14 protein-coding genes and 1 rRNA gene are annotated in these 16,907 nt (G+C 71.9%); 8 read left to right on the top strand and 7 right to left on the bottom strand.

Annotation, left to right across the window (positions count from 1 at the left end):
* Nucleotides 1-6 precede the first annotated feature (6 nt).
* Nucleotides 7-696: a lysophospholipid acyltransferase family protein gene (locus tag ACFYPS_RS08220; RefSeq protein ID WP_354965632.1), complete on the bottom strand. Its 690-nt coding sequence runs from the start codon at nt 694-696 to the stop codon at nt 7-9.
* Between the two features lie 163 nt (nt 697-859).
* On the bottom strand, nt 860-4,006 hold the full coding sequence (gene ileS / locus ACFYPS_RS08215) for an isoleucine--tRNA ligase (protein ID WP_387323630.1): 3,147 nt from the start codon (nt 4,004-4,006) through the stop codon (nt 860-862).
* 314 nt (nt 4,007-4,320) lie between these two features.
* Here ileS and ACFYPS_RS08210 point away from each other — a divergent pair, with 314 nt between their 5' ends.
* From ACFYPS_RS08210 to sigJ, 6 genes are all read left to right on the top strand, one after another.
* Nucleotides 4,321-5,343 carry an ArsR family transcriptional regulator gene (locus ACFYPS_RS08210; RefSeq protein ID WP_354965634.1) on the top strand — a complete coding sequence of 341 codons (1,023 nt, stop codon included), beginning with the start codon at nt 4,321-4,323 and terminating at the stop codon, nt 5,341-5,343.
* Between the two features lie 59 nt (nt 5,344-5,402).
* A complete protein-coding gene (locus tag ACFYPS_RS08205; protein WP_387323627.1) occupies nt 5,403-6,413 on the top strand; it encodes an ATP-binding cassette domain-containing protein in 1,011 nt (336 codons plus the stop codon).
* Between the two features lie 11 nt (nt 6,414-6,424).
* On the top strand, nt 6,425-7,183 hold the full coding sequence (locus tag ACFYPS_RS08200) for an ABC transporter permease (protein WP_354965636.1): 759 nt from the start codon (nt 6,425-6,427) through the stop codon (nt 7,181-7,183).
* Between the two features lie 10 nt (nt 7,184-7,193).
* Nucleotides 7,194-7,982, top strand: a complete 789-nt coding sequence (locus ACFYPS_RS08195; RefSeq protein WP_354965637.1) for an ABC transporter permease — start codon at nt 7,194-7,196, stop codon at nt 7,980-7,982.
* 286 nt (nt 7,983-8,268) lie between these two features.
* Complete coding sequence (locus tag ACFYPS_RS08190) at nt 8,269-8,700, top strand: carboxymuconolactone decarboxylase family protein (protein ID WP_387323961.1); 432 nt, start codon at nt 8,269-8,271, stop codon at nt 8,698-8,700.
* A complete protein-coding gene (sigJ, locus tag ACFYPS_RS08185; RefSeq protein WP_354965639.1) occupies nt 8,697-9,572 on the top strand; it encodes an RNA polymerase sigma factor SigJ in 876 nt (291 codons plus the stop codon). Before ACFYPS_RS08190 ends, sigJ begins: the two co-directional genes overlap by 4 nt.
* A 16-nt stretch (nt 9,573-9,588) precedes the next feature.
* On the opposite strand, the gene ndk is transcribed toward sigJ, so the two are convergent.
* Nucleotides 9,589-10,014 carry a nucleoside-diphosphate kinase gene (ndk, locus tag ACFYPS_RS08180; protein WP_354965640.1) on the bottom strand — a complete coding sequence of 142 codons (426 nt, stop codon included), beginning with the start codon at nt 10,012-10,014 and terminating at the stop codon, nt 9,589-9,591.
* Nucleotides 10,015-10,155: 141 nt separating this feature from the next.
* On the opposite strand from ndk, the gene ACFYPS_RS08175 reads away from it, so the two are divergent.
* The gene (locus ACFYPS_RS08175) at nt 10,156-11,550 is read left to right on the top strand and encodes a VOC family protein (RefSeq protein ID WP_354965641.1); all 1,395 of its coding nucleotides are present in this window, start codon (nt 10,156-10,158) and stop codon (nt 11,548-11,550) included.
* 30 nt (nt 11,551-11,580) lie between these two features.
* Here ACFYPS_RS08175 and ACFYPS_RS08170 read toward each other — a convergent pair whose 3' ends face one another.
* Genes ACFYPS_RS08170 through ACFYPS_RS08160 form a run of 3 tightly spaced genes read right to left on the bottom strand, consistent with a single transcriptional unit; the run spans nt 11,581 to nt 15,964 of the window.
* Nucleotides 11,581-12,018, bottom strand: a complete 438-nt coding sequence (locus ACFYPS_RS08170) for a DUF4233 domain-containing protein (RefSeq protein WP_354965642.1) — start codon at nt 12,016-12,018, stop codon at nt 11,581-11,583.
* Complete coding sequence (locus tag ACFYPS_RS08165; RefSeq protein ID WP_354965643.1) at nt 12,015-13,349, bottom strand: folylpolyglutamate synthase/dihydrofolate synthase family protein; 1,335 nt, start codon at nt 13,347-13,349, stop codon at nt 12,015-12,017. The genes ACFYPS_RS08170 and ACFYPS_RS08165 overlap by 4 nt, the downstream gene beginning before the upstream one ends.
* Entirely contained in the window at nt 13,346-15,964 is a 2,619-nt protein-coding gene (locus ACFYPS_RS08160; RefSeq protein ID WP_354965644.1) for a valine--tRNA ligase, read from the bottom strand. The genes ACFYPS_RS08165 and ACFYPS_RS08160 overlap by 4 nt, the downstream gene beginning before the upstream one ends.
* 70 nt (nt 15,965-16,034) lie before the next feature.
* Here ACFYPS_RS08160 and ACFYPS_RS08155 point away from each other — a divergent pair, with 70 nt between their 5' ends.
* Entirely contained in the window at nt 16,035-16,721 is a 687-nt protein-coding gene (locus tag ACFYPS_RS08155; RefSeq protein ID WP_354965645.1) for a hypothetical protein, read from the top strand.
* Nucleotides 16,722-16,814: 93 nt separating this feature from the next.
* Here the strand turns inward: ACFYPS_RS08155 and rrf are convergent.
* Nucleotides 16,815-16,907: ribosomal RNA gene (gene rrf / locus ACFYPS_RS08150) — 5S ribosomal RNA — on the bottom strand; the annotation flags it as partial.

The following is a 16,907-nucleotide window of genomic DNA, read 5'->3' as shown; positions in this document are numbered from 1 at the left end:
GGACCGTCAGGCGTCGCGGGTCGGGTCCGGGTGGGCGCGCGGCGGGGCGTAGCGGGGCACGTACTCCTGGCCGGTGAGCTTCTGGATCTCGCTCATCAGCTCGTCGGTCATCTGCCGCAGCGAGGTGCGGTCGTCCGGCCGGCCGGTGAAGTCCAGCGGCTTGCCGAACCGAACGGTGATCTTGGCGGTGCCGGGACGGGGCACCCGGGCGCCGATCGGCTGGGCCTTGTCCGTGCCGATCATGCCGACCGGGATGATCGGCACACCGGCGGAGATCGCCAGCCGGGCCGCGCCGGTCCGCCCCCGGTACAGCTTGCCGTCCGGTGAGCGGGTGCCCTCCGGATAGACCACCACCAGATCGCCACCCTTGAGCGCCGGGATGGCCGCGTCGAACGCGGACAGTGCCGCCCGCCCGCCGGCCCGCTCGACCGGGATCGCGCCCAGGCCGGTGAGGACGAACTTGGAGATCGCGCCCTTCACCCCGGTGCCCTTGAAGTACTCCGACTTTGCCCAGAAGGCCAGGTGCCGGGGCACCACCGTGCCGAGGAACAGCTCATCGGCCACCGAGAGATGGTTGCCGGCGAAGACCGCGCCGCCGGTGTCCGGCACGTGTTCCAGCCCCTCCACGGTCGGGCGGAACGCCAACCGCAGCGTGGGCGCCACGGTGAGCTTGCCGATGGTGTAGAGCAGGGGCACTGGTCCTCCGGCAGATCAGGTGCGAACAGGCGGTGTCACGGTAGCGGACGCCGCCACACCCCCCGGACGGAGGTGGCGAGGCGCCCGCGCCCCGGCGATGCTGCGGTTAGGAAGGGGCCCTTCCTCTACACGAGGCGTTAGGAAGGGCCCCTTCCTTACACGGTCATACCCTGCGCACGACGACCGTCACCCGGTCACCCTCGCCGACCTCGCCGGCGAAGCCGTCGAGGCCCTCGGCGAAGTCGACCGAGTCGGCCAGCACCTCCCCGGCGACGAAGTCGATGTACGCGGCCACCGCCGCGCGCACCTCCTCGGACGCCGACACCGACACCACGATCCGGTCCGAGACGTCGAGGTCGGCGTCCCGGCGCGCCTGCTGCACCACCCGGACCACGTCGCGGGCCAGCCCCTCGGCGGCCAGCTCCGGAGTGACCTCGGTGTCCAGCACCACCACGCCCTCACCGCCGGGCAGCGGCGCGGAGTGCTCGGCGTCGGCGGCGACCAGGCGCAGCTCGTACTCGCCCTCGGCCAGGGTGACACCCGCGGCCACCGGTGCGCCGTCGACCAGTTCCCAGTCGCCCGCCTTGACCGCCTTGATCACCTGCTGGACCTGCTTGCCGACCCGCGGGCCGAGCGCCCGGGGCACCACGGTCAGCACCTGCTCGCAGTAGTCGGACAGCTCCGCGCTGAACTCCACCGCCTTCACGTTGACCTCGTCGGCGACCAGGTCGGCGAACGGGCGCAGCTGCTCCGCCGCCGGCGAGGCCACGGTCAGCTTCGACAGCGGCAGCCGCACCCGCAGCCCCTTCGCCTTGCGCAGCGACAGCGCCGCCGAGGCGACCGCCCGGGTGGCGTCCATCGCGGCGACCAGCTCGTGGTCGGCCGGGAACTCGGTCGCCTCCGGCCAGTCGGTCAGGTGCACCGAGCGCTCCCCGGTCAGCCCGCGCCAGATCTCCTCCGCGGTCAGCGGCGCCAGCGGCGCCACCACCCGGCAGAGCGTCTCCAGCACCGTCCACAGGGTGTCGAAGGCGTTCGCGTCACCGGACCAGAACCGGTCCCGGGACCGGCGCACGTACCAGTTGGTCAGCGCGTCCAGGTAGGACCGGACGGTGGCGCAGGCGCCGGAGATGTCGTACGCCTCCATCTGCGCGCCGACCGTCGACACCAACTCGTTCGTCTTCGCCAGGATGTACCGGTCGAGCAGGTGCGTCGAGTCGGTGCGGCGCCGCGCCTGGTGCCCGTCGGCGTTGGCATACAACGAGAAGAAGTACCAGACGTTCCACAGCGGCAGCAGCACCTGCCGGACGGCGTCGCGGATGAGCGTCTCGGTGACCGCCATGTCACCGCCGCGCAGCACCGGCGAGGACATCAGCATCCAGCGCATCGCGTCCGAGCCATACGCGTCGAAGACGTGGTAGACGTCCGGGTAGTTGCGCAGGCTCTTGGACATCTTGCGCCCGTCCGAGCCGAGCAGGATGCCGTGGCTCAGGCAGTTGCGGAACGCCGGCCGGTCGAACAGCGCGGTGGCCAGCACGTGCATGGTGTAGAACCAGCCGCGGGTCTGCCCGATGTACTCGACGATGAAGTCGCCCGGGTAGTGGTGCTCGAACCAGTCCGCGTTCTCGAACGGGTAGTGCACCTGGGCGAACGGCATCGAGCCGGACTCGAACCAGCAGTCCAGCACCTCCGGCACCCGACGCATCATCGACTGGCCGGTCGGGTCGTCCGGGTTGGGGCGGACCAGCTCGTCCACCGCCGGCCGGTGCAGGTCGCTCAGGCGTACGCCGAAGTCCCGCTCGATGTCGGCCAGCGACCCGTAGACGTCCAGGCGCGGGTAGTTCGGGTCGTCGGACTTCCACACCGGGATCGGCGAGCCCCAGAACCGGTTCCGGCTGATCGACCAGTCCCGGGCGTTGGCCAGCCACTTGCCGAACGAGCCGTCCTTGATGTGCCCCGGCGTCCAGTTGATCTGCTGGTTCAGCTCGACCATCCGGTCCCGGAAACGGGTCACCGCCACGAACCACGACGACACCGCCTTGTAGACCAGCGGGGTCTCGCAGCGCCAGCAGTGCGGGTAGGAGTGGGTGTAGGTGTCCTGCTTGAGCACCACCCCCCGCTCCTTGAGCTCCCGGATCACCGGCTTGTTGACGTCGAACACCTGCTCGCCCTGGTACGGCGGGACCAACGCGGTGAACCGGGTGTGGTCGTCCACAGTGACGATGGTGGGGATGCCGGCGGCGTTGCAGACGTTCTGGTCGTCCTCACCGAAGGCCGGGGCCAGGTGCACGATCCCGGTGCCGTCCTCGGTGGTGACGAACTCCGCGCCGAGCACCTGGTAGGCGTTGTCCCCGGCCTGCTCGACGAGGAAGTCGTACAGCGGGGTGTAGCGGCGCCCGACCAGGTCACGGCCGTACACCGTGCCGACCTGCTCGTACCCCTCCAGCTCCTTGGCGTACGCGGCCAGCCGCGCCGCGCCGACGACGTAGCGCTGGCCACTGCGCTCCAGCACCGCGTACTCGATGTCCGGGCCGACGGCCAGCGCCAGGTTGGACGGCAGGGTCCACGGCGTGGTGGTCCAGACGCCCAGCTTGACCGACCCGCGTACCAGCTCCGGCGCGGACTCGTCGGGGGTCAGCCCGAACCACACGGACAGGGTCGGGTCGTGCCGGTCCCGGTAGACATCGTCCATCCGGGTCTCGGTGTTCGACAGTGGCGTCTCGCAGCGCCAGCAGTAGGCCAGCACCCGGAAGCCCTCGTAGATCAGACCCTTGTCGTGCAGGGTCTTGAAGGCCCACATGACGCTTTCCATGTAGTCCAGGTCGAGCGTCTTGTAGTCGTTGGCGAAGTCGACCCAGCGGGCCTGCCGGTTGATGTACCGCTCCCAGTCCTGGGTGAACTCCAGCACCGAGGTGCGGCAGGCCTCGTTGAACCGGGCCACGCCCAGGTCGATGATCTCCGCCTTGCTGGTGATGCCGAGCTGCTTCTCGGCCACCACCTCGGCGGGCAGGCCGTGGCAGTCCCAGCCGAAGCGCCGCTCGACGTGCCGGCCGCGCATGGTCTGGTAGCGCGGCACCACGTCCTTGACGTAGCCGGTGAAGAGGTGGCCGTAGTGCGGCAGGCCGTTGGCGAACGGCGGGCCGTCGTAGAAGACGTACTCGTTCTTGCCGTCGTCGCCGGCCGGGCGGGCCTCCACCGACGCCTCGAAGGTCTTGTCGGCCGTCCAGTGCTCCAGCACCCGGCGCTCGACCGCGGGCAGGTCCGGGCTCGCCGGGACACCGGCGGCGGTCGGGTCGTGCAACGGATAGACCATCGGGGGTCGCTCTCCTCGCAGCTCACTCATCGGTGGGTCTGCGAGGACGAACCTTCCGGGGTACGCCTCAATCGACGCTCCCCGGGTGGCCCGCGGTACCACCCCGCTTGGCGGTCAGGATCGACCGCCCGCTCATTGGCCGGCTGTGACGGGCCGGACCCGTCCGGTTCTACTGGGCCGGTTGCCCGGCTGTTCTTCCGGAGGCTCACCGGTGATGGCCGGGTCATCGCCTTACGGTGCTCAACGATACTCGACCCACCCACCGGCCCGCCGCCGAGTAATCCCGCCCGCCGGGCGCCCCCTAGGCTGGCCGGGTGATCCGGATCGAGCTGGACGAGCCGACGTTGACCCGCACCCGGATCGCGACCAGCCCGCTCTGGGAGGCCAAGTGCAGCCTCTACCTGCTCGACCGGTACCCGGACGAGGTGCCCTGGCCCTACACGGGCTGGGCCCGGCACGCCCGCCGGGCGCTCGCCGAGCTGCCCGACGCGGCCCCGCTGAAGCTCTACTCGGTCACCGGCCCGTGGTACCCGGACTTCCTCGGCCCGGTACCGCCCACCGCGAGCCCGACCCTCGCCGAGGAGCTGGCCGCGCTCCGGGCCACGCCGGCCTCGGTGATCGCCGAGCAGATCCCCCGCTACCACCGTCCCGATGACCTGCCGGGTTGGTTGCGCCCGTTCGTCACCGACCGGCAGGCGGCCCTGGACCGGCTCGCCGACGGCCTGCAGGCGTACTGGGACGCGGCGATCGCGCCCTGGTGGCCGGCGATGCGGGCGGCGCTGGACGAGGAGGTGCTGCACCGGGCGCGGGCGCTCGCCGCGCACGGCCCGGACGCGCTGCTGGCCGACCTGCACGAGCGGGTGCGCTGGGAACGGCCGGTGCTGACCCTGGTCAAGTCGTCCGAGGGCCAGTTCACCGCGGTCGACCAGCGGCTGCTGCTGATCCCGTTGATCTTCTCCCGAGGAGCGCTCACCTGCTCCACCGATCACTCCGAGATCCTCGCGGTCTCGTACCAGGCCCGGGGTTCGGTGCTGCTGGCCGACCGGCCGGCCACCGACAGGCCCGCGGCGGATCCGGCCACCGACCGGCTGGCGGTGCTGGTCGGGCGAGGGCGCGCACAGGTGTTGCGGGCGCTGACCCGACCGGCGACCACCGCCGGCCTCGCCGCGACCCTGGGGCTGGCCCCGAGCACCGTCTCGGAGCAACTCTCCGCCCTGCTCACCGCCGGCGTGGTGCACCGCCGCCGGGTGGGCCGGCGGGTGCTGTACGGCCTGGAACCGGCCGGCCTGGCCCTGGTGCAGTTGATCGGCGACGGGCCGGCGACCGCCTCGGCCTGAACATTCGGCCGGATCCGAATTCGTTTTTACCCGCCCCAGCCGCTCCTAGCCTCCGGGCCATGAGCGAACACGCGATCGAGGCGGTCGGGTTGCGCCGCACGTACCGCAGCCGGACCGGATGGTTACGACCACAGCGCCGGGAGGTGGAGGCGGTCCGCGGCGTCGACCTGACGGTCGGCCACGGGGAGCTGTTCGGCCTGCTCGGGCCGAACGGCGCGGGGAAGACCACCACCATCAAGCTGCTGAACACGCTGCTCATCCCGACCGCGGGCGAGGCCCGGATCGACGGCTTCGACGTGGTCCGGCAGACCCGCGAGGTACGGCGACGCATCGGGTACGTCTTCGGCGGTGACCGGGGTCTCTACGACCGGCTCTCCGCACGGGACAACCTGCGCTACTTCGCCGAGCTGTACGGCGTACCGGGGCGGGAGCAGAAGCGGCGGATCGCCGAGCTGTTCGAGCTGGTCCGGCTGACCGGGCGGGAGAACGACCGGGTGGAGGGCTACCCGCGGGGCTTGCGGCAGCGGCTGCACATCGCCCGGGGCCTGCTGCACCGGCCGCGGGTGCTCTTCCTCGACGAGCCGTCGATCGGGGTGGACCCGGTGGCGGCCCGGGAGCTGCGGCAGACCGTGGCCGACCTCGCCGCCACCGGCACCACCGTGCTGCTCACCACGCACTACATGGCCGAGGCGGACGAGCTGTGCGGGCGGATCGCGGTGATCGCGAACGGCACGATCCAGGCCCTCGGCACTCCCGCCGAGTTGCGGCACCACGCCGACGGCCGGCAGGTGCTGGAGGTGGAGGCGTACGGGGTGGCTGACGGCCAGCTCGCCCTGATCCACGCCCTGCCGGGCGTACGCGAGGCGAGCGTGGTCGTCACCGGTGCGGCGCAGATGCTGACCGTGCAGTCCGACGCGGGAGTGGACGTGCAGGCGGACGTGTTGCGCGCGCTGGACGGGGTCCGGCTGGGCCGGGTCACCGCCCGGCAGCCCACCCTGGAGGACGCGTACGTGGCGATCGTGAACCGGGTCGACGCGCAGACCCGCCCGGTCGAGGCGGTGGCGGCGTGAGGACGTCGCGGATGATCGCGGTCGGGGCGCTCCTGCACGCCAAGCAGCTCAGCCGGTCGCCGTTCGAGATCGCCACCGCGCTGATCGTGCCGGTGGTGCAGGCGACCCTGGCCGTCCACCTGTTCCGGGCCGGCGGCGACCCGGGCCGGCTGCTGGAGGCCGCGGTCGGGGCCGGGCTGATGGGCATCTGGTCGTCGGTGCTGTTCGGTTCGGGTGGCGCCATCCAGAACCAGCGCTGGCAGGGCACCCTGGAAATGATCATGTTGGCGCCCCGGCCGCCGGCCCTGGTGGTGCTGCCGATCACGCTGGCCACCGCGCTCACCGGCACGTACGCCATGCTCGCCACACTGGCCTGGGGCCGGCTGCTGTACGGCATTCCGCTGGCCTTCGTCCACCCGCTGGCGTTCGCGGTCGCGGTACCCGGCTGCATCATCGGGCTCGGCATGTTCGGGCTGTTGCTCGCCTCCACGTTCGTCCTGCTGCGTAACGCCAACGCGCTGACCAACACGCTGGAGTACCCGATCTGGCTGGTCTCCGGGATGCTCGTGCCGATCACCGCGCTGCCCGGCTGGACCGGCCCGATCGCCGCCGTGCTGCCCACCACCTGGGGAGCGCGGGCGGTCCGCGAGGCGGCCACCGGCAGCGGGCCGGTCTGGCCGTCGCTCGGCGTCTGCCTGGCGATCAGCCTGGCCTGCCTGGCGCTCGGCGCGATCATGATGACCCACGTCGAGCGGCGGGCCCGCGCGGCGGCCACCCTCGCCCTGGCCTGAGGAGGCGACGATGCCCGCACTGCTCCGCCTGATCGGCATCGGTGGCGTGATCGCCTACCGTGCCCTGTTCAACTGGACCACCCCGGCGATGTTCGTCGGCACGCTGCTCGTCGGCCCGCTGTTCCAGCTGCTGTTCTTCGCCTACCTGGGCCGGCAGCTCGGCGTCGCCGACGACGGCTTCTACATCACCGGCAACGCCGTGCTGGCGGCCTCGGTGGCCTGCGTGTTCGGCGGCACGATGGCCGTCTCCAACGAGCGGCGCTTCGGCACGCTCGGGCACGTGCTGCTCTCACCGCGCAGCCGCACCGCGGTCTTCCTCGGCCGGGTCCTGCCGTACGCGGCGAACGGCCTGCTGATCGCGGTCACCACACTGACCGCGGCGTCGCTGCTGCTCGGCCTCCGAGTGCCGGTCGACGCACTGCCGGGACTGCTGCTGGCCCTGGCGGTCGCGGCGCTCGCCTGCGGCTTCTTCGGCCTGACCCTGGGCGCGATCGGGCTGCGCTTTCGCGACGTCTGGTTGGTATCGAACGTCTCGGTGGCGCTGCTGCTCCTGCTCACCGGCGTCAACGTGCCCGCCGCCGGGCTGCCCGCCTGGATGCGCGTCATCGGCGAGCTGCTACCGATCACCCACGCCGCCGAGGCGGCCCGCCGGTTGGTCGCCGGCGAGAGCTTCCGAGCTGCCGCACCCCAACTCGCCGCCGAGCTCGCCGTCGGCGCCGCCTACGCCGTCCTCGCCGCACTCCTGCTCAAGCTCTTCGAAGCCGAGTCCCGCCGCCGAGCCTCCCTAGACACCCTCTAACCCGCTCCACCCCACCCACCCCACCCCCCCGGCCCCGGCCCCCCACCCCGTTGATCATGAAGTTGTTGCCCGTCGCCACGGCGAGTCGTGACAACAACTTCATGATCAACTGCGGAGACCGGTCTAGCGGCCGGACATGACCGCGAGCGGCGGTACGGGTGACGCGGGCCGGAACGCCGGTTGTCCGGTCGGCATGAGCGGAGTCACACCCACCGCTGTCACGGCACACCCCGGCCGGTCCGTCGTGAGGGTGTCGAACCGATCAGGGGAGGTAGTCATGCAGCGGATGAACCCGGGCGAGGTGGCGCCGAAGGCGTACCAGGCCGTCATGGGGTTGGAGAAGTACGTCCAGTCGAACGTCGACCACACCGTGCTGGAGCTGATCAAGCTGCGGGCGTCGATGCTCAACGGGTGCGCGTACTGCGTGGACCTGCACAGCCGCGACGCGCTCGCCAGCGGCGAGTCGAACCGGCGGCTGTTCGCGGTGGCCACCTGGCGGGAGGCGCCGTTCTTCGACGAGCGGGAGCGGACCGCACTGGCGCTCACCGACGCGGTCACGCGGCTCGGCGAGCACGGTGTCTCGGATGAGGTGTGGGACGCCGCCGCGAAGGTCTGGTCGGAGAAGGAACTGGCCGACCTCGTCATGGCGATTGCCACAATCAACGTGTGGAATCGGATCGGGGTGACCCTGCGGTTGGAGCCTCCGGCGCAGGTGTGAGGACCGAGGCGGCAGACGCGGCCGGTGCGCTCCAGGCGCACCGGCCGATGCTGCTCGGGCTCGCCTACCGGCTGCTCGGCAGCCGGCACGACGCGGAGGACGTGCTCCAGGAGACGTACCTGCGCTGGCTCGGCGTGGACCGGTCGACGGTGGCCGAGCCCCGCCGCTACCTGTCCCGGGTGGTCACCCGCCTTTCGCTGGACCGGCTGCGCGTCCGGCAGGCGGCGCGTGAGACGTACGTCGGGACGTGGCTGCCCGAGCCGGTGGGGACCGCGCCCTCGCCGTTCGGGCCGTTGGACCGCGCGGAGCTGCGCGACTCGCTGTCCGCCGCGCTGCTGCACGTGCTGGAACGGCTCACCCCGCCCGAGCGCGCGGTGTACGTCCTGCACACCGCCTTCGACCTGCCGTACGCCGAGATCGCCGAGATCCTCGATCGGACCCCCGAGGACTGCCGGCAACTGCACCACCGGGCCACCGCCCGGGTGCGACAGGAGCAGCGCCGCTTCACCGCCAGCCGGGCCGAGCGGGAACGTCTGCTGGACGCGTTCCTGGCCGCCGCCCGGGACGGTGACCTGGCGACGCTCACCGACCTGGTCGCGGCGGACGCCACGGCGTGGAACGACGGCGGCGGTCGGGTACGCGCCGCCCGCAACCCCGTCACCGGTGCAGACCGGGTCGCCCGGTTCTTCGCCGGGATCTACGGCCGGGCCCGTGAGTGGACGATGCGCCGGGTGGAGCTGAACGGGGAACCCGCCGCCCTGATGACCGGTGCGGACGGCAGCCGGCACACCTTGACCGTCAGCGCGGCCGACGGTCGGATCACCGGCGTCTACGTGGTCGGCAACCCGGAGAAGCTGCCACCGGTCGACTGAGCGCCGGCGGCGCGGCTCAGCCCAGCTCGGGGAACCAGAGCGCGATCTCGCGCTTGGCGCTGTCCGGCGAGTCGGAGGCGTGCACCAGGTTCTCCCGGTTGGACAGCGACAGGTCGCCCCGGATGGTGCCGGCGGCGGCCTTGCGCCCGTCGGTCGCGCCGACCAGCCCGCGGACCACGTCGATGACCTGGTCGCCGGAGAGCACCAGGGCGACCAGCGGACCGCCGGTCATGAAGCCCTTCAGCGGCGGGTAGAACGCCTTGTCGACGTGCTCCGCGTAGTGCTCGTCGGCGAGCGCCGCGTCCATCGTCCGGTGCGCCATCGCGTCGATCCGCAGCCCCTTGCGCTCGAAGCGGGAGAGGACCTCGCCGACCAGGCCGCGGCGAACCGCGTCGGGCTTGATCAGAACGAGGCTGCGCTCATCCGGACTGTTGCTGGACACGCTGGGTTCCTCCTGTACGCGCTGAACGCTCGGGATCGGTACGGTCAGCCTAGCGACCCGGTCCCGGCGCCGGCGCGGCGGCCGGTCTTTCCCCCGGTGGCCGATCCGGCCTAGCCTGACCCTGACCCCGGGAGGTCCACTGTGGCGAATGGCGGGAATCGAACCATCGCGCCGGTACGCAAGTTGATCGGCACGGTGCTGGGCACCGTGGCCACGTTCGTCGTCCTCTTCGGGCTGGGCATGATGAGCTGGGCCATCGTGGCGCTCGGGGTCGCCCTGCTGGTGCTGGCGATCGCGTTGGCCACCGTGCGCGGCGGTGGCCGCACCTGGGTGGTCGGTGTCGGGCACGTGCACAGCGCGTCCGAACCACCCACCCAGTACGCGTTCGGCCGCTGTGAGCTGCAACTGGTGATCGACGCCCCCGGTCTGCCGCCCCGGTCCAAGAAGATCATCGAACCGCGGGTGCCGGTCTCCAAGTGGCCGTCGCTGGGCCAGACCCTGCCGATCCGGGTCGCGCTGGACGATCAGCGGCACGTCAAGGTCCTCTGGGACGAGATACCCACCCACGCCGAGACCGCCGCGGCCGTCGCCGACCTGCCACCCGAGTTCGCCGACGCCGAGGCCCTGGACGAGGTGCTGATCCAGCAGGACGCCCCGCCGTGGGCCGACCGTGCGCCGGACGACGACTTCCGCGACCCGCTCGGCGATCCGTTTCGCGACCCACCCGGCCCGGACCCGCTCCGTGACGACCCGGGCGTCGCGCCCCCCGAGGAACGCGAGCCGGTGGTGGTGCACCAGAGCCCCGGCGGCCCGGTGGTGCTGGAGGGCGTCGTGGTCGAGCAGACGGCCGGCGGCCAGTCGGCCGGCGGCGGGCTGCCCCGCCGGGCCACGCCCGCGCCGCGCCCGCCCGCCGAAGAGCGCTTCGACCAGCCGGAGGCCGCCCCACCCGCCGAGGATCGCTTCGACCCGCCCACCGCACAGCGCTTCGACCCACCTCCGGCGCAGCGGTCCGCTCCGGGCATGACGGACCCCCTGGACCCGCTCGACCTGCCGCTGGACGATCCCACCCCGCCCGGCGCCGCGCGCGAGACCGTCACCGCCGAGGAACTGGACGAGGCGATCTTCGGATACGACACGGAGGCCGCCGCCGACCCGACCGCACCGATCAGCGGGGTCGGCCTCACGCTGCTGGTCACCGACCTGTCCCGGTCGCTCGGCTTCTATCGCGACGTGCTCGGCTTCACCGAGGTCGACCAGGGCGCCGGCAACGCCGTGCTCGCCTCCGGCACGACCCGCCTGGTGCTGCGTGAGGTGACCGGGGCGGCACCGATCAGCCGCCGGCTGGTGCACGTCAACCTTGAGGTGGACGACATCGAGGCGGCGTACGGGCGGCTGCGTGGGTCCGGTCTGCGCTTCACGTACGCGCCCCGCGTCGTCAACCGGGGCACCAGGCTGGAGGTGTGGGCGGCGGCGTTCCGTGACCCGGACGGCCACGGCATCGCCCTCACCCAGTGGCGCGAACGCGCCGACGCCTGACCGCGAGCGCGAGGCGGTCCAGGTCGGCCGTCAGCCGAGGATGACCCTGCGGACGTGCAGCGCGTACGCCCAGACCAGCGCGAAGATGACGCCCAGCGCGAACAGCGACCAGTGCAGCAGGCCGGCCAGCAGCAGCAGACCCTGGACCACGGTGCCGGCGTGCCACGCCCACGGGCGGCGCATCATGCCGGCGAGCAGGATGGCGACCACCGCCAGGGCCACCACCGCGGCGATCGCGGCCCCGCCCAGGTCACCGCCGACCACGCGGATCGGCTGGATGGCCAGCACCAGCACCAGCGCCTCCAGGCTGAGGGTCCCGGCGCCCAGGCCGCGTACCGCCCGTTCCGGGTTGCGCAGCCCGGACCGCCGGGGCTGCTCGCCCGAGGGCTGCTCGCCCGGCGACCCGATCGTGGGCTGGTCCGCTGGTGAATGCTCGGTGCTGCGGCGGTCCCGCTCCGGGCCGGTCATCGCTTCAGCAGCCGACGGGCGTCGGCCACCGTCACCACCGACCCGGTGATCAGCACCCCGACCCCGCTGAGTTCACCCGGGACCTCCTCCTCGGCCAGTGCCACCGCCACCTCGATCGCGTCCGGCATCTCCTCGGCCACCTCGACCCGCTCCTCGCCGAAGATCTCGACGGCCAGCGCGGCGAGTTCCGCCGTCGGCATCGCCCGCGGCGAGCTGTTGCGGGTGACCACCACCAGGTCGACGACCGGCTCCAGCAGCTCCAACAGGCTGGGCGCGTCCTTGTCGGCGAGCACGCCGACGACCGCCACCAGCTTGCTGAAGGCGAACTCCTCCTGCAACGCGGTGACGGTGGCGGCCATCCCGTGCGGGTTGTGCGCGCCGTCCAACAGCACGGTCGGGGCATTCCGGACCCGCTCCAGGCGACCCGGGGAGCTGGCCGTGGCGAAGCCCTCCCGGACCGCCTCAATGTCCAGCTGCCGCGTGGTCCCGGCGCCCAGGAACGCCTCCACCGCGGCGAGCGCCACCGCGGCGTTCTGCGCCTGGTGCGCGCCGTGCAGGGGGATGAACACGTCGTCGTAGGTGCCGCCGAGCCCCTGGAGGGTGAGCACCTGGCCGCCGACCGCGATGGCCCGACTCAGCACGCCGAACTCGGCGCCTTCGCGGGCGATGGTCGCGCCCACCTCGGCGCAGCGTTCGAGGAGCGGACGCGCCGCCTCCTCCTCCTGCGCCGCCGCGATCACGGTGGCGCCCGGGTGGATGATGCCGGCCTTGGCGAGCGCGATGTCCTGGAGCGTGTCGCCGAGCCACTCGGTGTGATCCAGGCCGATTGGAGTGATCACGCAGACGCCGGCCTGGATGACGTTGGTCGCGTCCTCGGCGCCGCCGAGGCCCACCTCGACCACCGCGATGTCGACCGGCGCGTCGGCGAACGTGGCGAACGCCAGCGCGGTGGTCATGTCGAAGTACGTCAGCGGCTCGTCCGAGCCCGCGTCGACCAGCTCCGCCAGTGGCCGGATCTCCCGGTACACCGCGGCGAACCGCTCCTCGCTGACCGGCTCGCCGTCCAGGCTGATCCGCTCCCGGACGGTCTCCAGGTGCGGGCTGGTGTACCGGCCGGTGTGCAGCCCGAACGCCCGGAGCAGCGAGTCGATCATTCGCGCGGTGGAGGTCTTGCCGTTGGTGCCGGTCAGGTGGATCGCCGGGTACGCCCGCTGAGGGCTGCCGAGCAGGTCGAGCAGCGACTCGATCCGGTCCAGCTCGAAGACCATGCGGGTGAAGCCGCGGGCGGCCAGCTCGGCCTCGACGGCGGCGAAATCGGTACGGTCGGTCACGAGGGAAGCGTCTCCAGAGCAGCGTCGATCCGGACCAGGTCGGCCTCGGCGGTCGCCAGCCGGTCGCGGATCTTCGCGACGACGGGCTCGGGGGCCTTGCCGACGAAGGCCGGGTTGTCGAGCTTCGCCCGAGCCTGCGCGACCTCCTTCTCGGCCGCGGCGCGGTCCTTGGTCAGGCGGGCCCGCTCGGCGGCCACGTCGATCGACCCCCGGGTGTCCAACGCGACACCGACCGCCCCGGGCATGGCCAGCGTGGCGCTGGCCTGGAAGGCGTCGCCGGCCGGGTCCAGTCGGACCAGTGAGCGGATCAACGGCTCGTGGGCCGCGATGCCGGCCCCCGCCAACCCGTCCAGCCGGGCGGCCACCCGCTGGGTCGGGCGCAACCCCTGGTCGGAACGGAACCGGCGGATCTCGGTGACCACCCGCTGCACGCTGACCAGCTCCGCCTCGGCGGCGTCGTCGATCAGTGAACGGTCGGCCACCGGCCAGGCCGCGGTCTGCACCGTCTCACCACCGGTCAGCGCGAGCCACAGCTCCTCGGTGACGAACGGGATGACCGGGTGCAGCAACCGCAGCAGCTGGTCCAGCACGTGCCCGAGCACCCGGCGGGTGGTCTCGGCCCGCTCGCCGCCCTCGGCGAGCACCGGCTTGCTCAGCTCGACGTACCAGTCGCAGACGTCGTCCCAGGCGAAGTGGTAGAGCAGGTCACACACCTTCGCGAACTCGTACGCCTCGAACTGCTCGTCGACCTCCGCGGTGACGTGCGCGAGCCGGGACAGGATCCACCGGTCGACGGTGGAGAGCTGCTCGGCCGCGGGCAGGTCGCCCGCGGTGTGCGCGCCGTTCATCAGCGCGAACCGGGTGGCGTTCCAGAGCTTGTTGCAGAAGTTGCGCGAGCCCTGGCACCAGTCCTCGCTGACCGGGACGTCCTGGCCGGGGTTGGCACCGCGGGCCAGGGTGAACCGGGTGGCGTCGGCGCCGAACCGGTCGATCCAGTCCAGCGGGTCGACCACGTTGCCGAACGACTTGGACATCTTCTTGCCGTGCTCGTCGCGGACCATGCCGTGCAGGGCCACCACGTCGAACGGCTGCTGGCCGTCCATCGCGTACAGGCCGAACATCATCATCCGGGCGACCCAGAAGAAGAGGATGTCGTAGCCGGTGACCAGGACGCTGGTCGGGTAGAACTTGGCCAGGTCCGGGGTCTGCTCCGGCCAGCCGAGGGTCGAGAACGGCCAGAGCGCGCTGGAGAACCAGGTGTCCAGCACGTCCTCGTCCTGGTGCCAGCCCTCCCCCGTCGGCGGCTGCTCGCCGGGGCCGACGCAGACGATCTCGCCCTGCGGGCCATACCAGACCGGAATCCGGTGCCCCCACCACAGCTGCCGGGAGATGCACCAGTCGTGCATGTTGTCGACCCACGCGAAGTAGCGCTTCGCCAGCTCGGCCGGCTCGATGCGGACCCGGCCGTCGCGGACCGCGTCGCCGGCGGCCTGGGCCAGGGGCGCGGTGTTGACGAACCACTGCAACGACAGCCGCGGCTCGACGGTCGTCTTGCACCGTGAGCAGTGCCCGACCGCGTGCACGTACGGCCGCTTCTCGGACACGATCCGGCCCTGCTCGCGCAGCGCGGCCACGATCGCGGGACGTGCCTCGAAGCGGTCCAGCCCCTCGAACGGGCCGGGCACGGTGATCACGCCGCGCTCGTCCATCACGGTCAGCGCGGGCAGGTCGTGGCGCTGGCCGATCTCGAAGTCGTTCGGGTCGTGCCCCGGGGTCACCTTCACCATGCCGGTGCCGAACGACGGGTCGACGTGCGCGTCGGCGACGATCGGGATGCGGCGCCCGGTCAGCGGCAGCTCGACCTCGGTGCCGATGAGGTGCTGGTAGCGCTCGTCATCCGGGTGCACCGCGACGGCGGTGTCACCCAGCATCGTCTCGGCGCGGGTGGTGGCGACCACGACCTCGTCGCTGTACCGGATGGAGATCAGCTCACCATCGTCGTCGGTGTGCTCGACCTCGATGTCGGAGAGCGCGGTCAGGCAGCGTGGGCACCAGTTGATGATCCGGTTGGCCCGGTAGATCAGGCCCTCGTCGAAGAGCTTCTTGAAGATCGTCTGGACGGCGCGGGTCAGGCCCGCGTCCATGGTGAAGCGCTCACGGTCCCAGTCGACCGAGTCGCCGAGGCGTCGCATCTGGCCGAGGATCGCCCCGCCGGATTCGGCCTTCCACTGCCAGACCCGCTCGACGAACTTCTCCCGCCCGAGGTCGTGCCGGGAGAGGCCTTCGCCGGCGAGCTGACGCTCGACCAGGTTCTGGGTGGCGATGCCGGCGTGGTCCATGCCGGGCAGCCAGAGCGCCTCGAAGCCCTGCATCCGCTTACGCCGGGTCAACGCGTCCATCAGCGTGTGCTCGAACGCGTGGCCCATGTGCAGGGAGCCGGTGACGTTCGGCGGCGGGATGACGATGGTGAACGGAGGCTTGTCGCTGTCGGCGGAGGCCCGGAAGTGCCCGGCGGCTACCCACTGCTCGTACCGTCGCTGCTCTACCTCGGCGGGCTGGTACTGGCCGGCCAGGGTGGGGGCGTCGGGGCGTCGGGCATCGAGTCTGTCGGTCACCCGTGAAAGTCTACGGAGGGCTTCCGCGGACCTGACGTGCGCCACCTGCCATTCGCGTACGGTGTCGGCTATGTCCGACGCACATCTCACTGAGCGCCCGCTCGACGACGGTCGCGAGCCGGTGGAGCTGACCGAGGAGCCGATCCAGCTGAGCACCCGCGATCCGGGGGGTGACCCCGACGAGCGGCGTGGCGGGTGGTCCCGGCGGCGCCGCGTCGGCTGGGCGGTCGCGCTGGTCGTCGGCCTGGCCGGTGCGGGTGTGCTGGGCGCCGGCGGCTGGCGGGTGGTTCAGCAGAAGGACACCCGGCTGACCTCGCCGGACCGGGCGGCGGGCCTGACCCGGGACGACAGCGAACGCGCGAAGAGCACGGCGGACTACCTGCGCAGCGGCCTGGCCGCGAACATCGAGCTGGACCGCAGTTTCGGCACGGTCTACCGCGATCAGGCCGACGACAAGCGGTCGGTGCTCATCTTCGGGGGCACCACCCTGCTCTGGCAGCCGGAGCGGGACCTGGACAGTCTCTTCGGCCTGATGTCCGACGAAACCGGCAGGGTGACCGGCCTGCGCGAGGTGTCCGCGGGCGAGCTCGGCGGCGTGATGAAGTGCGGCAACACCAGCGGCGAGGGCGGTGACTTCGCGGTGTGTGGCTGGGCGGACCACGGCAGCGTGGTGATGGCGATGTTCCCGGGGCGGTCGGTCACCGACGCCGGCGGCCTGCTCCGCAACCTGCGCGCCGGCATGCAGACCCGGGGCTGAAACCTGAGCCGGCGTCCCACGCCGGCTGAGGTCTTTCGGGGTATGGAAATGCGTCAGGGCCACCCCTTGAAGGGGTGGCCCTGACCAATGTTTGTCCGGCGGCGTCCTACTCTCCCACACCCTCACGAGTGCAGTACCATCGGCGCTGGAGGGCTTAGCTTCCGGGTTCGGAATGTGACCGGGCGT

Source organism: Micromonospora sp. NPDC005087 (genome assembly GCF_042872965.1).
GTDB lineage: Bacteria > Actinomycetota > Actinomycetes > Mycobacteriales > Micromonosporaceae > Micromonospora.
The sequence above is the reverse complement of the archived record's forward strand: the minus strand, read 5'-3'. Positions and strand labels throughout refer to the sequence as shown.